Raw genomic sequence first — 18,091 nt, forward strand, 5'->3', positions numbered from 1 at the left:
TTTTACGATAAATATACAGAAAACAAACACTTCAAACGGGAAAATACATAGAACTGCAAGGGGATAAATGACCTTATCGCCTTATACTTATAAAGAAAGAATGGATTTAATCTCCACCTCGTCACGGTGAAGCTGGGCAACAAGTTCTTCTATACTGTCGAATTTCAGTTCAGGACGGGTGCGGCGCACAAAGGAAAGACGCATCGGCTGCTGATAAATGTCAGCATCAAACCGGAATATATGGACCTCAATACTGCGATCGGGGCCGTTCTCCAACGTAGGCCGGTAGCCAATGCTTAACATACCGCCGTACTCCTTGCCTTCAACACAGACACGGACGGCATACACACCATCGCAGGGAATCAGCTTGTCAGGATCGGAAACACGGAGATTAGCCGTAGGAAAACCTATCTTACGCCCCACCTGATAGCCGCCGACAACCGTACCGTCCAAAAAGAAATCATATCCCAGATACTCGGCAGCTTCCGAAACGTTTCCCTCCTGCAACAGACCGCGAATAGCCGAGGAGCTGACAGTAACCTCCGTTACCGATGCTTCCTTACTATAAGCATACGCGCGCGCAAGAAGCACCTCCATACCCAATTCGCGACCATAGTGCACATAGTCCTCAAAACCCTCGCTGCGGTTATGCCCGAAACGATGGTCGTACCCCACTACCAAAGCTTGTATCTGATAGCGTTCCTTCAGTATGAACATGAATTCCCGTGCCGAAAGCCGGGCTATTTCAGGAGTGAAATCAAGCATCATGCAATAATCCACCCCAGTCTTGGCTAGTAGGGAAACTTTCTCATCACAGGTGGTCAATAACTTCAGATGATAATCGGCCTGCATCACTTTACGCGGATGTACCGGAAAAGTCACGACCGACGAAGCAAGCCCATGCCCGGCAGCTACCGCACACACTTGCTCTATCAGGTAGCGGTGTCCCCGATGTACTCCGTCAAAGAAACCGATAGTGGCTACACTTGGACGGGAACCAATGTCCGATGTTTCACAAAACAACTGCATGTCTCCAATCCTCGTGGGCCTTTGGCGTATAGGTAGAAATACCCAACGCCTCCGCTGTCCGGCAATTGGCCTCAGAATCGTCAATGAAAAGAGTCTCGTTGGGAAGAATACCAGTCTCATCCAGTACTTTCTGAAATATATCGGCATCCGGTTTTGCCATCTTCATCTCATAAGAGAGATAGATATGCTCAAAAAAGTCCTCCGCACGGAAAGCCTTGTAGCGAAACGCGTGCAGACACGACCATTGCCAATGGATTTCATTGGTGTTGCTCAGCAGATAGACCACATATTTTTTGCGCAGTTCCAACAGTAAATCCAATTTAAAAGTAGGAATACTCACTAGGAAACTGTTCCAGGCGTCATCTATCTGGGCATCAGTCACCGGTTTCCCTATCTTTCCACGAATCACTTCCCGGAACTCCGCACTGGTAATCAACCCTTTTTCATATTTCTGGAAGAAATCCTGCTGGTGATAGAGGTCCAACATGACTTCCACGTCCGGCAATCCCAGCTTTCTGAAATTCTCTAAACAGCGCTGGCGGTCCAAATCAATCAGAACTCCGCCAAAATCAATAATAAGGTTCTTGATTCCTCTTCTTTTCATCACTATTTCTGTGTTAAACGTCGGATAAGGCGAACCAGTTCACCTATCCACAAAACAAACGAAGTAGAAACGACAATCGTCATCCAAGTCATAAAATCGAGCGGCACTGTGCGGAATACAGCTCCACCAAACTGTACAATCAGTATCTGTCCGCCCAAAATGGCAAGTATAATCAGCTCCATGCCATAAGATTTAGAAATGCCCTTGAACGCCGAGTCCGAAGTGCCGAACACACGTGCATTGAACAAGTTCCAGAACTGAAGCATAACAAAGAACGTGAAGAACACAGTCAACCGATAGGTAGTCATCCCCCCCTCTTCACTGTTAAACCAGAAGAGCATTCCCATAAGTAATACCAGAAAGGCAAAGCCCATTCCCAGAATGTAATACCTCATGGACTTGGTTATAATGAAATCCGTACTCTTACGCGGCTTTTCCTTCATCACGCTCTCACTGGGTGGAATGGACGCCAGGGCCAGGGCCGCAAACGTATCCATAATCAGGTTCACCCACAACATCTGCGTGACAGTCAAAGGAAGCGTCGTACCCACCAGTGAACCCAGGAGAACGATAAACAAAGCCACAAAATTGATAGTCAGTTGAAAAACAATGAAACGCTGTATATTCTTATATAAAGAACGTCCCCACATCACGGCCGTACCTATACTGTTGAAAGAGTCATCCAGCAACGTGATGTCGCTGGCCTCCTTGGCAACGGAGGTTCCGGTACCCATCGAAAGTCCCACTTGCGCATGGTTCAACGCAGGAGCATCATTCGTGCCGTCACCCGTCACAGCCACTACCGCACCTTTCTGCTGCAACAGTTGCACCAGACGCTGTTTGTCTGTGGGGCGTGCACGCGACATTATCTTCAGGTCCATCACACGGTCCAATGCCTCCTCATCCGTCAATTCGGCAAATGCAGCTCCCGTAATGCGGTTCTTTTCCGTATCCTCCGGTTTCCACAGACCAATCTGGCGTGCTATCTCGGTAGCTGTACCCGGTGTATCTCCCGTCACAATCTTCACTCCGATACCTGCCGACTGGCATTTGGCAACGGCCGCAGGCACATCCGGGCGGATAGGATCACTGATGGCAACCACACCCAGGAATGACAAGTCATTTTCAGCAACCAATGACACACAATCAGACGCTTCCGCATCATCCACAATCTTGAATGCAAAGCCAAGTGTACGCATAGCCATATTCTGGTAGTTGAGCAACTGAGCCTCCACTGTAGAACGGTATTCCACCGCATCCACACGCTTGCCGTCCAACATGACCTCCTTGCATTTACCCAAAACAATCTCGGGAGCTCCCTTCACATACAGCACCTTCTTCCCAATCAAGGGAGATTGCACCAGAGTAGCCATGAATTTTCTTTCCGTAGAGAAAGTCAGCTGGTCGATAACCGTAGCTTTCTCACGCAACGCCAGATAGTCGCATCCTTGGCTGTTCAGCCAAAGCAGCAGTGCCACCTCCGTGGGGTTACCCACCCCTTTCGGCTTCTCGCCAGGCACCTCTTCTTCCAGGAAAGCAGTGGAGTTAGCACTGATACCTTCCATTACCAGCTTGCTGAGGTCATCATTCCCCAACTGCCCGTTATTCTTCAAACCATAGAAATTGGGTTCATGCACCTGCATCAGATTTTGGGTCAATGTACCGGTCTTGTCGGTACAAATCACTGTAATGGCTCCCATCGTCTCGCATGCATGCATCTTGCGCACCAGATTGTTGGTGGAGAGCATACGGCGCATGTTCAACGCCAGACTGAGTGTTACGCTCATCGGCAATCCTTCGGGCACAGCCACCACAATCAGGGTAACTGCCATCATAAAGTATTGCAAAGTAGCCTGCAAGGCCGGCAGCCAATCACGGAAGGTGTGGAATGAAGAAAAGTCATAGACCAGTACCACATCCTTTACAAAGAAAATGAGAAAAGCCAGACCCGCTACGGAAAAGCCAATCTTTCCAATCAGATTGGCTAATTTGGTCAACTGAATATTCAGTGGAGTAGGTTCCGTATTCTGTTCGGTACTTTGACGTGCCACTTTACCGATTTCCGTAGCATCGCCCACAGCCTCCACACGCATGGCGCCATGTCCATCCACCACCGTTGTACCGCGTAAAATGCGGTTGGAAGCATACGTAGCCTCTTCGTCAAAGTCGGCTTCTACGGTAGTTTTCGTCACTACCGGCTCACCGGTCAGATTCGATTCGTTCACTTGCAGGGAAATGGCTTCCAGCAATTCACCGTCCGCCGGAACCTCTTCACCGGTTTCCAGCACCACGATATCACCCACCACTACATCTTTACGGGGAATCTCCTGCACATGTCCGTTACGAATTACTTTCACCAAAGTTTCTTCGTTCACTGCATTCAGCAGGTCAAACTTCTTTCCGGCATCATATTCAAAGAAGAAACCGATACCGGTAGCCAGCAGAATGGCTACTATAATGCCGATAGTCTCGGCATATTCATTCTCTACAATGGAAATAATCAAAGAAAACAGAGCGGCAACCAGCAATACCCTTACTACGGGGTCCTCAAACTTCTCCAGATACAATTTCCATAAAGAAGGCCGTTTAGGAGGCGTCAATAAATTTACTCCATGTTCCTCGCGGCTCTTCCGCACTTGTTCGTCGGTCAGCCCGACATGATAATAATCATCCTTTATTGCAGTCATGCAAGTCTTTAGGTTTAATTTTGGAACGCAAAAATACAATAATAATCCGGGAAAACAATACCTATATAATGATTAGTGATTAATTGACTGTCATCGATTCTCTTTTTCCCTTACCAGTTTCGGTCCGGTTGCAGGCTCCCACGGCAATGTGAACCAGAAAGTCGAACCTGCCCCTTCTTCCGATTCCACGCCTATTTCGCCTCCCTCAATTTGCGGACAATGGTCTGGCAAATGGAGAGCCCCAGTCCGGTACCTTCCTTTCCCTGCTTCAGCTTGACGAAACGTTCAAAAACATGTGGCAACTTCTCCTAAGGAATACCGGTTCCCGTGTCTTTTACGTAGAAATAACTTTGCACAATTTCCAGTAACAGTATCTCCTCCTCGCCCGTCGATGCAGAGGCCAGCAATTCCGAGAATCCGACAATTACGTTCAACGGAGTACAGACTTCATGGCTCATATTCGCCAGAAACACCGATTTGGAACAGCCGGCATTCTCTATGGCATCCCGCATAATCGCCCAGAACAGCTTGTCGGCCATTTTCATAAATGTTGTTTTAATAAGAAACAAAAATAGACTATTTTGTTCAACAATAAAACAAAAAGGGCTTTTAAACGTTATTATAGAAGAATAAACCTAAAAAAGAAATTTATGGAAAAGTACATTTGCACTGTATGCGATTATGTCTATGACCCTGAATTAGGCGACCCTGAAAATGGAATAGAACCGGGAAGATCTTTCGAAGACCTTCCCGAAGATTGGGTTTGCCCCTTGTGCGGAGTAGGCAAAGAAGAATTTGAGAAAGCGTCCTAAGACGCTTTCTTTTCTTTTATATCGCTGCTGGCTTCCACTACATTCACCACATAGTCGCCCAGCTTTTCACATTCTGCAATGATGTCCATATAGTAAACACCCATCTGGTAATCATATTCCTTGTTATTCACATCCAAGATATTCTGATTCTTCAGCTGATTGCGGTAATTATTGATTTCGTTCTCTAAATTAAAGGACTTGTTCACATCCGCGCCCGCATGCTCCGGATGTTCCACCACGACAATCATCTGCTCCAAGGCATCATCCGTCAGCTTCATCATGAAATGGATATGCTCGTACTGCTTCTCAGTGAAATCCTGGTTGGTCTGGCGCTTGCGGTTGATGGTACGTGCCAGATTATAGCAGCTGTCGCCGATGCTCTCTATCTCCGTCACTTCACGCAGCATGGCACGTATCTGCAACTTACTTTCCGAACTCAGGCGCCCTTCGGACACTTGATTCAGATAATTGGCAATCTCCAGCTCCATGCTGTCACTGATATTCTCGTACTTCTCCACACGGCTGAACACTTTGTTGAAATCATCATCCTTCTCCGTATGCAGCAAGTCCTGCACCATTCCGAACATACGGCGGGTACGTTCGGCAAAGAGATGTATTTCCTTGCTTGCCTGCAGGATGGACAGCTCTGCCGTAGAAAGCATACCGCCCGAGATAAAACGCAAGCGATATTCCTCGTCCTGCTCCTTCATTGGAATAATGGCACAGACCGTACGTTCGATAAACTTCACGAACCATATCAATATCAGCACGTTGCAGATATTGAAGCAAGTATGGAATGCCGAAAGCTTGAAGGATACGGCCACAGCCGGATCTTTAGTACCCATCACGTTCTCTACGAACCATGACACAGCCTCGGTAAAGGGGGTGAAAAGACACAACACCCATATCACACCAAACACATTGAATACCAAATGAGCCAAAGCAGCCCTCCTCGCCTGCGTATTACCGGTCAGCGCCGCAAGGTTTGCCGTGATGGTTGTACCGATATTCTCTCCCAAAACCAGTGCTGCCCCCAATTCGAAACTAATCCAGCCGTTGGCGCACATAATAAGCGTAATGGCCATAGTTGCCGCAGATGCCTGCACAATCATGGTCAACACCGTACCGATACCCACAAAAAGGAGTATGGAGATAAAGCCCATGTCGGTATAGTCCTGCACAAATGACAGCATATCAGGATTCTGGCTCAAGTCAGGAGCATTGTTTTTCAAATAGGAAAGCCCCATGAACAAGAATGAGAAACCGAAAATAAATTCACCGACAGACTTGCGGTTACTTTTTTGAGAGAAGAGGAGAGGAATGCCGAAAGCAAGAAGAGGAAGAGCAAAGGCGGCAATGTCCACCTTGAAACCTAAAGCTGAAATAATCCATGCCGTAACAGTCGTACCGATATTAGCACCCATTATGACACCTATGGACTGTGAAAGCGTTAACAACCCCGCATTGACAAAACTTACAACCATCACCGTGGTTGCAGAGGAAGATTGTACAAGTGCTGTAATCAGCACGCCCGTCAACACACCGGTCACTCTGTTGGTTGTCATTGCGGTCAATATTTTCCGCAGTCTGTCACCGGCAAATTTTTGAAGCCCCTCACTCATAATCTTCATTCCGTAAAGAAACAGTGCCAATGAGCCGAGTAGCTTTAAAAAATCATAAAAAGAATATTCCATCTTTAATTATTTAAGGTGTTTCATTCCTTCACGTGTTATAATGTCCTATATTTAACGTGTCAACCCACTAAAAACGAGACATCATGAAACACATGTTACAAATTTGTTGCAAAAATAATAATATTTCTAAAGAATTCCCTATAGGGAGCTCACTTTTGGATATTTATTACGGTTTTAATCTAAATTTCCCCTATCAGGTAGTCAGTGCAAAAGTCAACAACCGTTCCGAAGGACTGAATTTCCGTGTATACAACAATAAGGATGTAGAGTTTCTCGACATACGTGACTCCTCAGGCATGCGCACCTATGTCCGTTCCCTCTGCTTCATTCTTTACAAAGCTGTCAGCGAGCTGTTTCCGGAAGGAAAACTGTTCGTAGAGCATCCGGTATCCAAAGGTTACTTCTGTAACTTGCGCATCGGCCGTTCCATAGAGCTGGAAGATGTGACCGCCATCAAGAAACGGATGCAGGAAATCATCGCCGAAAACATCCCCTACCATCGTGTAGAATGCCACACCACCGAGGCTGTGCGTATCTTTAGCGAACGGGGCATGAACGACAAGGTTAAGCTGCTGGAAACCTCCGGCTCGCTATATACCTATTATTACACATTGGGCGATACCGTAGACTACTACTACGGCAACCTGCTGCCCAGTACCGGGTTCATCTGGCTGTTCGACATCGTGAAGTATTACGACGGCCTGCTGCTGCGTATCCCCAACAAGGAGAACCCGAATGTACTGGAAGAAGTGGTGAAACAGGAGAAGATGCTCGACGTATTCAAGGAACACCTGCGCTGGAACTACATCATGGGGCTGAGTAACGTGGGCGACTTCAACCTGGCTTGCGAGACAGGCCATGCCACCGACCTCATCAACGTAGCCGAAGCCCTGCAGGAGAAAAAGATAGCCCAAATAGCTGACGACATCTACCACCGCGGCGAAAACGGAAACCGGGTGAAGCTCGTACTCATCTCCGGTCCATCGTCCTCCGGAAAGACGACTTTCAGCAAGCGGCTCAGCGTGCAGTTGATGACCAACGGCCTGCGTCCCTATCCCATCTCGCTGGACAACTACTTCGTAGACCGTGAAGACACCCCACGCGACGAAAACGGAAACTACGACTACGAATCACTCTATGCCCTCGACCTCGAACTCTTCAACACCCAGCTGCAGGCATTGCTCCGTGGCGAAGAAGTGGAGCTGCCCCGTTTCAACTTCAACCTCGGGAAGAAAGAGTACAAGGGCGACAAACTACGCATCGACGAGCATACCATCCTCATCCTGGAAGGAATTCATGCCCTGAACCCTGAACTGACACCACAGATTCCCGCCGCCAGCAAATACAAGATTTATGTATCCGCCCTGACCACCATCTCGCTGGACGACCACAACTGGATTCCCACCACGGACAACCGCCTGCTGCGCCGCATCATCCGCGACTTCAACTACCGCGGCTACTCGGCACAAGAGACCATTTCACGCTGGCCCAGTGTACGTGCCGGCGAGGACAAATGGATATTCCCCTACCAGGAAAATGCCGACGTTATGTTCAACTCCGCCCTCTTGTTCGAATTCGCCGTGCTCCGCTGCCACGCAGAGCCCATCCTTACCAGTGTTCCACGGAACTGTCCGGAATACGCAGAAGCCTACCGGTTGCTGAAATTCATCAAATATTTCACCCCCGTGCAGGACAAAGAAATTCCACCGACATCCTTATTGAGAGAATTTTTAGGAGGCAGTAGCTTCAAATACTAAGTTTTTATTCTAACTTTGTGAGTAAATAAAACAAACGTACATATGAAAAAAATTATTTCGATACTTCTCTTAGCGACTTTCTGCATCTTTACTCAACTCCATGCGCAAAACCGCGCGGACGAATTGATGAAACAAGCGCAAGAAAATCTTACGAAAAGGGAATACATCAAAGCCCGCTATCTTTTTTTGCAAGCCTACAATGCCTTTGCCACGCAAGACAAATATGCCCAGGCAGTGGAATGCGGCGTCAATGCCAGCGCCCTCTACCACCGGGAAAATTACTATAAAGAAGCTTTTGAGCTGTTGCGCGGTGCCGAGCAAGTAGTGGCAACCGGCGAACAGAAAACAGGAAAGGCCATGCCCAACCTGCGCTTCCGCATCAACAAGGAGCGCCTACAAATGTATATCAACTTGAAGAATCCCACACGCGCCAAGGAACAGCTGGCCAAACTGGAAGAGACCGCCAAAGCTTCTCACAACGACTCTCTGAGTAACGACCTGCTTTATACACAAGCCAATTATTACTACACCTTCGGTATGACCACACAAGGTGATGTGGCTAGCAACCGCCTGATAGGGCAATATAAGGAACAAAAGAACTACGCCAAAGTAGACGAATACTACAAGACTCTCATCAGCATTGCCCGCAAGGCAAACAATGCCGGACTGGTGGCACGCACATACGACAAGTATATCATTTGGGCCGACTCTGTAAAAGCGCTTACCTCCCAAGAGGAACTGAACGCCCTAAAGAAGAAATACGATGAAAGCCTGGCTACTATCCAGGAGAAGGACGATTCCCTGAGCGCCAAGCAGTACATCATCATCGGGCTTTGCATACTCGCCGCCATCCTTGCCGCCGCACTGGTATTCGGCGCCATCGTATTGCTGCGTTTCATCATCCTCACCCGTAAACAGAAGAAGGCCATCAGCATTGCCAATGAGCACAATGAACTGAAAACCAAATTCATCCAGAACATTTCCGCCCAGATGGAACCGACACTGGACACGCTCGACGCCTCACTGCCGGGCATAAAAGCCCTGCATGCATTCTCCAACCATATCCAGGAACTGTCCGAGTTGGAAACTACCTTGTCCGAACCCTACGAAATGCAGGAAAAGAATATCTCCACTTTCTGTGAAGGCATCATGGACAAAATCAAAGGGATGACACAAGAGGATGTCACCTTGACCGTGAACGCTCCAAAACTGAATGTGAAAATCAACCCTGAGCAACTGGAACGCGTCTTGTTGCATTTGTTGGAAAACGCCGCCGAGCACACCCCTGCCGGAGGGAAAATATGGCTGGACTTCAAGAAACGCGGTGCGCACACCCACCAGTTCATCATCAGCGACACCGGTTGCGGTATCCCCGAGGAGCAACGCGAAAACATCTTCAAGCCTTTCACCGAAGTAAAGGACTTGACGCAAGGCGACGGTCTGGGACTACCCATCTGCTCACTGATTGCCACCAAGATGAACGGCAGCCTGACACTGGACAGCAGCTACAACAAGGGAGCACGGTTCGTTCTGGAACTACACGCATAAACCATACATATTGTATTTGAAAGCCGCTTGTCACCGGCATTACCGGGACAAACGGCTTTCTGTATATATTAAAAATGTGGTTGTCAACGTAATGCCTCCACCTCTTCCGGCGTCAGCGGAATTTTCTTACCCAAACGGTGCGCTCCCGTTTCGGTAATCAGATAATCCTCCTCATTGCGGATGCCACCGAAATTACGGTATTCTTCCACCTTATCATAGTCAATGAAGTCCATAAACTTCTTCTCTCCTCTCCACAAATCAATCAACTCGGGAATGAAATAAATGCCCGGCTCAACCGTATGCACAAAGCCCGGTTCCAGAGGGATAGCAAGGCGCTGGCTCTTGCGACCGAACTGCGTACTCTTGGGCTGGCCGTCATAGCCTACCCAAAGCTCACCCAGGTTCTCCATATCGTGCACGTCCAGGCCCATCATGTGTCCCAGTCCGTGGGGATAGAACAAAGCATGCGCCCCTTCGCGTACGGCATCTTCAGCATTGCCCTTCATCAAGCCCAGCTCTTTCAGCCCTTCCACCATCACTTGGGCGGAAAGCTCGTACACCTTCATATAAGGAATGCCCGGACGGAGGGCTTTGACAGACTCTAAGTGCATGGCGTTCTGGATTTCGTAAACGGCACGCTGGCGTGGAGTAAAAGCTTTGTCCGCAGGCACGGTGGACGACATGTCGCCACAGTAACCCGAAGGAAGCTCGGCGCCGGCATCAATCAGGAAGAGGTCACCCGGCTTTACTTTATTTCCATGATAGTGGTTGTGCAAAGTCTGCCCGTTGATAGTAGCAATCGTGGCAAAAGACAGCTCGCAGTTGTTCATCTCGGCGATACGGTTCATTTCGGCCACAACCTCGTATTCGTACATGCCCGGACGAAGCACCTTCATTGCGGTGATGTGCATGTCAGCAGTCACGTCGCATGCCTTTTCTATTTCCGCTATTTCTTCTGCCGACTTGTAGTTGCGCTGTGCCACCACCGCACGGATAAACGGTACAGACCCTTCCTGACGTGCCGGAGGAACACCCAGCCAGTCCATCAGTTTCAACTTATGCTCGGCACGATAAGGGGGCAAATAATGGATGGTCTGTCCCTTCTGTACAGCCTTGTGCAGATAACCGACGATGTCGGCAAAAGGACGGGTTTCGGAAATTCCCACAGCAGAAGCCTTTTCGTGAAGGGTGGGCTGGGTACCCATCCAGACAATATGGTCGATGGTCAGCTCATCGCCAAAAATGATTTCTTTATCTTCATCTATGTCGATGAGAGCTGACAGCCCGGCAAATGACAAGCCAAAATAGTAGAGAAAAGTGGAATCCTGGCGGTAACGGAAAGTATTGTCCTCATAGTTCAAACCTTGTTCATCGTTACCCAAAAACAGTAACACTCCGGAGCCTATCGTTTTTTTCAGCTGGGCCCTGCGCTGCACATACGTTTCTTTAGCAAACATAACATTCCTTGTTTTAGTAGTTATAGGACAAAGATATAGATAATCTTTGAAAGAAGATAATACAAAAAGGAGATTAATCTATATAGTTCATAATCAGAAGACTATTTTGCCAACGTTTTTCAAGCCTTTGGCAAAGTCTTGCCATAGGCATGGCAAAAGTTTGCCAAGCTATTGGCAAAAGCTTGTTTTCTCTTTTCTTGTTAAATATCATCAGAGAGGTTTCGTGTTATCGAACTATTCACTATTTTTGCGGTAAATATCTGAAAGAAGATGCACAATGAGTGCATAGAATAATTTATAAAAATATGGCACAAGGCTCCCGACAAGTACAGACCCAAGCGCAACAGCAGATACAAACGCTGTCGCCGCAACAAATTCTGGTGGTAAAGCTGCTGGAACTTCCCGCCGTGGAACTAGAGGACCGCGTACGTGCCGAACTTCTGGAAAATCCGGCACTGGAAGAGGGTAAGGAGGATACTCCCAGCGACGAATACCCCGACACACCCGATGCGGAAACCGGCTCAGAAGATGGTGGAGACACCAGCTATGATTCTTTAAGCGATTATCTGAACGAAGACGATATCCCCGACTACAAGCTGCAGGAGAACAACCGCAGCAAAGGGGAGCAGGCAGAAGAAATTCCTTTCTCCGACGCCACCTCCTTCTATGAAACCTTGCGCCAGCAGCTCGGCGAGCAGGACTTGACTCCGCACCAGCGCGAACTGGCCGAATATCTCATCGGCTCGCTGGACGACGATGGCCTGCTGCGCAAATCGCTGGACAGTATCAGCGACGAACTCGCCATCTACGCCGGTATCGACGCTTCTCCCGAAGAGCTGGAAGAAGTATTGAAGATTATACAAGACTTCGACCCCGCCGGTCTGGGCGCCCGCACCCTACAAGAGTGCCTGCTCATCCAGATTCGACGTAAGGAAGCGCAACGGCCCATGCCCTCGCCTCCACAATACTATATAGAAGAAGATATTCTTACCCAGTGCTACGAAGAGTTCACCCGCAAGCATTGGGACAAGATTATGCAGAAATTAGGTATCAGCGAAGATACCCTGCAACAAGCCGTTAAGGAAATCTGCAAGCTGAATCCCCGCCCCGGTGCCTCGCTCGGCGAAGCCATCGGCAAGAACATGCAGCAGATTGTGCCCGACTTCCTGGTAGACACTTATGACGACGGCACCATCAACCTGACACTGAACAACCGCAACGTGCCGGAACTGCGCATGAGCCGCGACTTCACCGAGATGGTGGAAGAACACACCAAGAACCGGGCCAACCAGTCTAAGGAATCCCGCGAAACCATGATGTTCCTCAAACAAAAAATGGATGCCGCACAAGGTTTCATCGACGCTGTGAAGCAACGCCAGAATACGCTGATGACTACCATGCAGGCCATCATAGACCTGCAACGTCCTTTCTTCCTCGAAGGAGACGAGTCATTGCTCCGCCCCATGATTCTGAAAGATGTTGCCGAACGCACCGGGTTGGACATCTCGACCATCTCCCGTGTGAGCAACAGCAAGTATGTACAGACCAACTACGGCATCTACCCGCTGAAATTCTTCTTCAACGACGGCTACACAACCGAAGACGGCGAAGAGATGTCTGTACGCGAAATACGCAAGATACTCAAAGAGTGCATTGACAACGAGGACAAGAAAAAGCCTCTGACCGATGACGAACTGACCGAGCTGCTGAAGGAGAAAGGCTATCCCATAGCCCGCCGCACGGTGGCAAAGTATCGCCAACAGATGAATATCCCCGTGGCAAGACTGAGAAGATGAGAGAAAAGGATGAGCGATTAGGGATTAAGGTTTAAAGATTAGTGCATTCAAATAGTAAATTGTAAATAGTCAAATCGTAAATAAAATTAGGTTGTGGAAGAGCATATTATAGCAGATAAAACTTTAATCAGAACAGCGAAAGTGATTTCGGCGGTATTCACACCGTTCTCCATCCCTTTCCTGGCATTTCTGGTTCTGTTTATATTCTCGTACCTGCGCATCATGCCGTTGCAGTACAAGTTGATAGTATTGGGTGTGGTGTATTGCTTCACCATCCTGATGCCTACACTGACTATCTTCATCTTCCGCAAAATCAACGGTTTCAGTCCGGAAGAACTGGTGGAACGAAAAAGGAGATACATTCCCTTTATTCTGACCATCACTTCTTATGTATTCTGCCTGCTCATGATGCACCGGCTCAATATCCCGTGGTACATGACCGGTATCATACTCTCCGCCCTGGTAGTGATGATAATCTGCGTCATTGTCAACTTAAAATGGAAACTGAGCGAACACATGGCAGGCGCCGGAGCCGTAATTGGCGGACTGGTAGCTTTCAGTGCCTTGTTCAGCTACAATCCCGTATGGTGGCTATGCCTCTTTATACTGGTGGCTGGCGTGCTGGGCACCGCCCGCATCATCCTACGACACCACACCCTGGGCGAAGTTATGGGAGGCTTTGCCGTAGGGCTTGTCTGCTCGCTGCTGGTACTCCACCCGCTGAGCAACATATTGTTCCGAATCTTCCTTTTTTAAGAGCCTTGTTTAATTTTTAATTTTCAACTTTTAATTTACATAGTATCAACCCTTAAAAACTAATGATCATGAATTTCCCGACTAATGTAAAGTACACCAAAGAACACGAATGGATTCGCCTGGAAGGTGATGTAGCCTATGTAGGTATTACCGATTACGCACAAGAGCAACTGGGCGACATTGTGTTTGTCGACATCCCAACCGAAGGTGAAACGTTGGCCGCCAACGAAGTGTTCGGCACCATTGAAGTAGTAAAAACCATTTCAGACCTCTTCCTGCCCGTAAGCGGAGAAATTCTGGAACAGAACGAAGCGCTTGCTGACCAACCGGAACTGGTAAACCAGGACCCGTACGGCGAAGGCTGGCTCATCAAAATCAAACCCGCCGCTGATGCCGACTTCGACAGCCTGCTGGATGCCGAAGCCTACAAAGCGCTGATAAACGAATGAAATGAAAGGATTAGCACCGGACGGAATGATAGCGCAGTCCCTAACCCCTAATCGTTAATCCCTAACCCTTATAAAATTAACCCTTTAATAATTTAAAGATTCATGTCTCCAATCGTTAGCATCATCATGGGCAGCACTTCCGACCTCCCCGTTATGGAGAAGGCCGCGCAATTGCTCAATGACCTGCATGTACCGTTCGAAATGAACGCTCTCTCTGCTCACCGCACACCGGAAGCAGTGGAGGAATTTGCCAAGAATGCCCGCCAACGCGGCATTAAAGTGATTATTGCCGCTGCCGGTATGGCTGCCGCACTGCCCGGCGTCATTGCTGCCAATACCACACTGCCGGTAATCGGGGTTCCCGTAAAAGGGTCTGTACTCGATGGCGTAGACGCCCTCTACTCTATCATCCAGATGCCTCCGGGCATACCGGTAGCCACCGTTGCCATTAATGGTGCCATGAACGCTGCCATCCTTGCCGTACAGATGCTGGCACTGAGCGATTCCTCATTGGCTGAAACATTCGCCGCCTATAAAGAAGGGCTGAAAAAGAAAATAGTTAAGGCAAATGAGGACTTGAAGGAGGTGAAGTACGAATACAAGACTAATTGAGGGATTAGGGATAAGGGATTAGTAAGATGATATGTAGTCACTGATCCCTTATCACTAATCATTTATCACTAAACGCTAATCACTTATTACCGTGGATTTATTCAACTATTCCCGACGGGAAACATCAGAAGTAAACATTGGAGCCACCCCTATGGGCGGCTCCAATCCTATCCGCATACAAAGTATGACGAACACCGCTACGCAGGACACAGAAGCCAGTGTGGCGCAAGCCAAACGTATTGTCGACGCCGGAGGAGAGTATGTACGCCTCACGGCCCAAGGCATCAAAGAGGCTGAAAACCTGATGAATATCAACATAGGCCTACGCCAGGACGGATATATGGTGCCGCTTGTGGCCGACATTCACTTCAACCCGAAGGTAGCGGACGTGGCAGCACAGTATGTAGAAAAAGTACGCATCAATCCGGGAAACTATGTGGATGCAGCACGTACTTTCAAACATTTGGAGTATACCGATGAAGAGTATGCCCAGGAGTTGCAGAAGATACACGACCGCTTTGTCCCCTTCCTTAATATCTGCAAGGAGAACCATACTGCCATCCGCATCGGCGTGAACCACGGTTCATTATCCGACCGCATCATGTCGCGCTATGGCGATACACCGGAAGGCATGGTGGAATCTTGTATGGAGTTTCTGCGCATCTGCGTGCAAGAGAATTTCACGGATGTAGTCATTTCCATCAAGGCGTCCAATACAGTGGTCATGGTAAAGACAGTGCGCTTGCTGGCAGCCGTAATGGAACAAGAAGGCATGCGATTCCCGCTGCATCTCGGTGTAACGGAAGCCGGAGACGGAGAAGACGGGCGCATCAAGTCAGCCCTGGGCATCGGTGCCCTGCTGGCAGATGGTTTGGGTGACACTATCCGGGTTTCCCTGAGTGAAGCTCCGGAGGCAGAAATCCCCGTAGCCCGCAAACTGGTGGATTACATTGTACAACGACACGACCACCCCTACATCCCCGGAGCAGATGTACCGGAATTCAATTATCTCTCTCCCACCCGCCGCAAGACCGGTGCCGTACACCATATCGGTGGAGACAATCTGCCTGTGGTCATCGCTGCACGCCTGGACGGAGATATGGACTTCAACCCGCAATTCATGCCGGACTATATCTATACGGGGCGCTCCATCCCCCGGCAACTTCCGGAAGGCATGCAATGCATCATCGATGCCGATGTCTGGATGGAGCACAGTAACGGCGGAACGGAACCGGACAATGCCTGGCCCGCCTTCAAAGGAGACCAGCTTCCTTTCCTAAGCAGCTGCGGCGCTTCTTTGAAATTCCTCTTCATCACGTACATGGGGCTGAATGACGAAGCCATCGCCTGCCTGAAGTATCATCCGGAAGTCGTATTAGTTTCACAAAGCAATCACCCCAACCGATTGGGAGAACAACGCGCCCTGGTACACCAAATGATGAAGGAAGACCTGAAAAACCCGGTAGTATTCTTTGAACACTACGCAGAAAGCGAACTGGAAAATCTGCAAATCAAAGCGGCTGCAGACATGGGAGCACTTATCTTCGACGGTCTGTGCGACGGTATCCTTCTCTTCAACCAAGGAGAAACCATAAGCGGCAAAGTAGTGGATGCCACTGCTTTCGGTATCCTGCAAGCCGGACGTGTACGTACCAGCAAGACCGAATACATCTCTTGTCCCGGCTGCGGACGCACCCTCTACGACCTGGAAAGTACCATTGCCCGTATCAAGGCAGCCACCGGCCATCTGAAAGGACTCAAGATAGGAATCATGGGATGCATTGTCAACGGTCCCGGAGAAATGGCCGATGCTGATTATGGCTATGTAGGCGCCGGACGAGGCAAAATCAGCCTCTACAAGAAGAAGGAGTGCATCGAAAAGAACATTCCCGAAGAAGAGGCGGTGGAAAAGCTGATAGAACTCATTAGGGACAATGGCGACTATATAGAGAAATAAAAGAACTATAATATGGATTATCAGAAAATACTGAAAGGTATTCATCAAGAAATAGAGCCTTATGCCACTATTGGCAAGCAAGCTGATTACATTCCGGCACTCGCCAAAATCAATCCGGACCAGTTCGGAATGTGCATTCACACCATACAAGGCGAAACCTTCATGCATGGAGAAGCTACTACCGGCTTCTCCATACAAAGTATTTCGAAAGTATTTTCCCTTGCCATGTGCCTAAGCCTTGAAGGAGACAATCTATGGAAAAGAGTGGGTAAAGAACCCTCGGGCACTGCTTTCAACTCGCTAGTGCAACTAGAGGTAGAAAAAGGTATTCCCCGAAATCCATTTATCAATGCCGGCGCCATTGTGATGACCGACATTCTATTGAGCCATTTAAAGCATCCAAAAGAGGAATATATCCGTTTTGTCCGTTCACTCAGCAGAAACAACCAGATTGATTATAATGAAGAAGTAGCCCTATCCGAACGCGAAAACGGCTACCTGAATGCGGCAATTACCAATCTGTTGAAATATCATCATAACATAAACAATGACATAGAACGCGTACTCCGCTTCTATTTCCTGCAATGCTCCATAGAGATGAGCTGTTATGATTTGTCTAAGGCATTTTTACCTTTCGCCAACCATAAACAAGCCTTTGCGTTCGAAAACATCACTCTGACCTCCTCTCAGGTAAAAAGGATCAATGCCATCATGCAAACATGTGGTTTTTATGACGAAGCCGGAGAGTTCTCTTATCTAGTAGGCCTTCCTGGAAAAAGTGGTGTAGGAGGCGGCATAGCTGCAGTTTATCCACTGCGTTATTCAGTCGCAGTATGGAGCCCAAGACTGAACCAGAAAGGGAATTCCGTTATGGGCATCAAGGCTTTGGAACTGCTGACCACACAGACACAGGAATCTATTTTCTGAAAAATT

Annotated in this window: 14 protein-coding genes and 1 pseudogene; 9 read left to right on the forward strand and 6 right to left on the reverse strand. The window is 48.5% G+C overall.

The window, feature by feature from the left end; translation table 11 throughout:
- Window positions 1-87: 87 nt before the first annotated feature.
- From H1A11_RS14455 to H1A11_RS14470, 4 genes and pseudogenes are all read right to left on the reverse strand, one after another.
- Window positions 88-1,029 (reverse strand): bifunctional riboflavin kinase/FAD synthetase, encoded by a 942-nt coding sequence (locus H1A11_RS14455; RefSeq protein WP_181757371.1) that lies wholly within the window; start codon window positions 1,027-1,029, stop codon window positions 88-90.
- Window positions 1,013-1,633, reverse strand: a complete 621-nt coding sequence (locus tag H1A11_RS14460; RefSeq protein ID WP_005830542.1) for an HAD family phosphatase — start codon at window positions 1,631-1,633, stop codon at window positions 1,013-1,015. Before H1A11_RS14460 ends, H1A11_RS14455 begins: the two co-directional genes overlap by 17 nt.
- A gap of 2 nt (window positions 1,634-1,635) precedes the next feature.
- Window positions 1,636-4,320, reverse strand: a complete 2,685-nt coding sequence (locus H1A11_RS14465; protein ID WP_181757372.1) for a calcium-translocating P-type ATPase, PMCA-type — start codon at window positions 4,318-4,320, stop codon at window positions 1,636-1,638.
- Window positions 4,321-4,410: 90 nt separating this feature from the next.
- A pseudogene (locus H1A11_RS14470) lies at window positions 4,411-4,829 on the reverse strand (sensor histidine kinase); the annotation flags it as partial.
- A gap of 141 nt (window positions 4,830-4,970) precedes the next feature.
- On the opposite strand from H1A11_RS14470, the gene rd reads away from it, so the two are divergent.
- Complete coding sequence (rd, locus tag H1A11_RS14475) at window positions 4,971-5,132, forward strand: rubredoxin (RefSeq protein ID WP_181757373.1); 162 nt, start codon at window positions 4,971-4,973, stop codon at window positions 5,130-5,132.
- Here rd and H1A11_RS14480 read toward each other — a convergent pair.
- The gene (locus H1A11_RS14480) at window positions 5,129-6,826 is read right to left on the reverse strand and encodes a Na/Pi cotransporter family protein (RefSeq protein ID WP_005834507.1); all 1,698 of its coding nucleotides are present in this window, start codon (window positions 6,824-6,826) and stop codon (window positions 5,129-5,131) included. The two genes, rd and H1A11_RS14480, sit on opposite strands and share 4 nt — an antisense overlap.
- Before the next feature lie 83 nt (window positions 6,827-6,909).
- Between H1A11_RS14480 and H1A11_RS14485 the strand changes: the two genes are divergently transcribed.
- Both H1A11_RS14485 and H1A11_RS14490 read left to right on the forward strand, forming a co-directional pair.
- Window positions 6,910-8,583 (forward strand): nucleoside kinase, encoded by a 1,674-nt coding sequence (locus H1A11_RS14485; RefSeq protein ID WP_005834505.1) that lies wholly within the window; start codon window positions 6,910-6,912, stop codon window positions 8,581-8,583.
- A 42-nt stretch (window positions 8,584-8,625) separates the two neighbouring features.
- Window positions 8,626-10,131 (forward strand): HAMP domain-containing sensor histidine kinase, encoded by a 1,506-nt coding sequence (locus tag H1A11_RS14490; protein ID WP_117600184.1) that lies wholly within the window; start codon window positions 8,626-8,628, stop codon window positions 10,129-10,131.
- Between the two features lie 83 nt (window positions 10,132-10,214).
- On the opposite strand, the gene H1A11_RS14495 is transcribed toward H1A11_RS14490, so the two are convergent.
- Window positions 10,215-11,588 carry an aminopeptidase P family protein gene (locus tag H1A11_RS14495; RefSeq protein WP_117600183.1) on the reverse strand — a complete coding sequence of 458 codons (1,374 nt, stop codon included), beginning with the start codon at window positions 11,586-11,588 and terminating at the stop codon, window positions 10,215-10,217.
- Between the two features lie 305 nt (window positions 11,589-11,893).
- Between H1A11_RS14495 and rpoN the strand changes: the two genes are divergently transcribed.
- The 6 genes from rpoN (at window position 11,894) to H1A11_RS14525 (ending at window position 18,085) form a co-directional block, all read left to right on the forward strand.
- Window positions 11,894-13,384, forward strand: coding sequence for an RNA polymerase factor sigma-54 (gene rpoN, locus H1A11_RS14500; protein ID WP_117600181.1), 1,491 nt, complete (start codon window positions 11,894-11,896; stop codon window positions 13,382-13,384).
- A 93-nt stretch (window positions 13,385-13,477) separates the two neighbouring features.
- The gene (locus H1A11_RS14505; RefSeq protein ID WP_117600180.1) at window positions 13,478-14,140 is read left to right on the forward strand and encodes a hypothetical protein; all 663 of its coding nucleotides are present in this window, start codon (window positions 13,478-13,480) and stop codon (window positions 14,138-14,140) included.
- 68 nt (window positions 14,141-14,208) lie between these two features.
- A complete protein-coding gene (gene gcvH, locus H1A11_RS14510) occupies window positions 14,209-14,589 on the forward strand; it encodes a glycine cleavage system protein GcvH (protein ID WP_117600283.1) in 381 nt (126 codons plus the stop codon).
- Window positions 14,590-14,691: 102 nt separating this feature from the next.
- Window positions 14,692-15,201 carry a 5-(carboxyamino)imidazole ribonucleotide mutase gene (purE, locus tag H1A11_RS14515; RefSeq protein ID WP_008662630.1) on the forward strand — a complete coding sequence of 170 codons (510 nt, stop codon included), beginning with the start codon at window positions 14,692-14,694 and terminating at the stop codon, window positions 15,199-15,201.
- Window positions 15,202-15,292: 91 nt separating this feature from the next.
- The gene (locus H1A11_RS14520) at window positions 15,293-17,158 is read left to right on the forward strand and encodes a 4-hydroxy-3-methylbut-2-en-1-yl diphosphate synthase (RefSeq protein ID WP_117964677.1); all 1,866 of its coding nucleotides are present in this window, start codon (window positions 15,293-15,295) and stop codon (window positions 17,156-17,158) included.
- A 12-nt stretch (window positions 17,159-17,170) separates the two neighbouring features.
- A complete protein-coding gene (locus H1A11_RS14525) occupies window positions 17,171-18,085 on the forward strand; it encodes a glutaminase (protein ID WP_005834492.1) in 915 nt (304 codons plus the stop codon).
- Window positions 18,086-18,091: the final 6 nt, after the last annotated feature.

Origin of the sequence: Bacteroides sp. CACC 737, assembly GCF_013874375.1 — a bacterium.
In the GTDB taxonomy this organism is placed as follows: Bacteria; Bacteroidota; Bacteroidia; order Bacteroidales; family Bacteroidaceae; genus Bacteroides; species Bacteroides uniformis.